The organism is Bartonella propinqua, assembly GCF_047263965.1.
Lineage (GTDB): Bacteria > Pseudomonadota > Alphaproteobacteria > Rhizobiales > Rhizobiaceae > Bartonella.
Genome location: NZ_JBLEBK010000029.1, coordinates 1 through 1836, shown reverse-complemented (window position 1 = coordinate 1836; position 1836 = coordinate 1). Strand labels below are relative to the sequence as shown.

The following is a 1836-nucleotide window of genomic DNA, read 5'->3' as shown; positions in this document are numbered from 1 at the left end:
GTAGCAGTCTTGTTAAACAAGATGCGTCCACAAATACTATCACCATTGGTGGAGAAATAGGTGGTACTGCAATTACAGTTGCAAACAATGATGGTGCATTGCGTAGTATCTCTGGCGTAAAGGCAGGTATGCTTACAGCTGGCTCAACAGAGGCTGTTAACGGTGCACAGCTCTATTTGATGAGTAATGCACTTGCTTCATATTTTGGTGGTGGTGCTCATTATGAAGATGGGGAATGGAAACTACCAGATTTCACGGTTACTCAATTCAATGATGACGGTACTTCTGGACAGCAAAGCTATACAAATGTTTCCGATGCACTCGCAGGTATGAGCGACTCTTTCATCAATATTAAACAGGGTGTCTTGAATGATATAACAAATAACATCACGAATGAGGTTATTAGTGGAATCACGAAAGATGTTATTAAAGACATCACAACTGAAGTTAATAAAGCCAGCCTTACTCAGCAAAATTCATCCACAAATGTTATCACTATTGGTGGAAATGTGGCTGGTAGTGAAATTACAGTTGCAAACAGTGAAGGTTTTGCACGTAGTATCTCTGGCGTAAAAGCAGGCATGCTTACAGCTGGCTCAACAGATGCTGTTAACGGTTCACAGCTTTATGCAATGAGTAACGCACTTGCTTCATATTTTGGTGGTGGCACTAGATATGAAGATGGGGAATGGACATTACCAGATTTCACTGTTGTTACACTCAATGTTGATGGTACTTCTGAACAGCAGAGCTATACAAATGTTTCCGATGCACTTGCAGGTATAAGCAGCTCTTTCACAAATATTAAACAGAGCGTCTTAAATGATGTAGCAAATGACATCACGAATGAGGTTATTAGTGGAATTTCTAATGACGTCATTGATAAGATGACAAATGATATGGCGGCTGAGGTTATTAAGAACATCACGGATAGTGTCGTTGATAAAATTACTAATGACGTCACTAAAGAGGTTACAGGTGAGATTAGTCGTACCAGTATTGTTAAACAAGATGCATCCACAAATGCTATCACCATTGGTGGAGAAATAGGTGGTAGTGAAATCACGGTTGCAAACAGTGAAGGTCTTGCACGTCGTATCTCTGGCGTAAAAGCAGGCATGCTTACAGCTGGCTCAACAGATGCTGTTAACGGTGCGCAACTTTATTCGATGAGTAACATGCTTGCTACATATTTTGGTGGTGGCGCTAGATATGAAGATGGAGAATGGAAAGCTCCAGATTTCATAGTTACCCAATTCAATGATGACGGCACTTCTGGACAGCAAAGCTATACAAATGTTGCCGATGCACTTGCAGGTATGAGCGACTCTTTCGTAAATATTAAACAGGGCGTCTTGAATGATATAACAAATGACATCACGAATGAGGTTATTAGTGGAATCACGAAAGATGTTATTAAAGACATCACAACTGAAGTTAATAAAACCAGCCTTACTCAGCAAAATGCATTTACAAATGTTATTACCATTGGTGGAAATGCAGCTGGTAATGAAATTACAGTTGCAAACAATGATGGTGCATCACGTATTATTTCTGGTGTAAAAGCAGGTATGCTTGCAGCCGGCTCAACAGATGCTGTTAACGGTGCACAGCTCTATTCGATGAGTAACATGCTTGCTTCATATTTTGGTGGTGGTGCTAAATATGAAGATGGAAAGTGGGCATTCCCAGATTTCACGGTTGTTACGCTCAATGATGATGGTGTTGCTGAAGAGGCAAGCTATACAAATGTTGCCGATGCACTTGCAGGTATGAGCAACTCGTTCAAAAATATTAAAAATGATGTTGCAAATGGTGTTTCTCAAGATGTTATTG

1 pseudogene is annotated in these 1836 nt (G+C 40.3%); it reads left to right on the top strand.

The annotated features are described in order from the left end of the window. Positions 1-1836 (top strand): annotated as a pseudogene (locus ACMFKV_RS07150) (hypothetical protein); the annotation flags it as partial.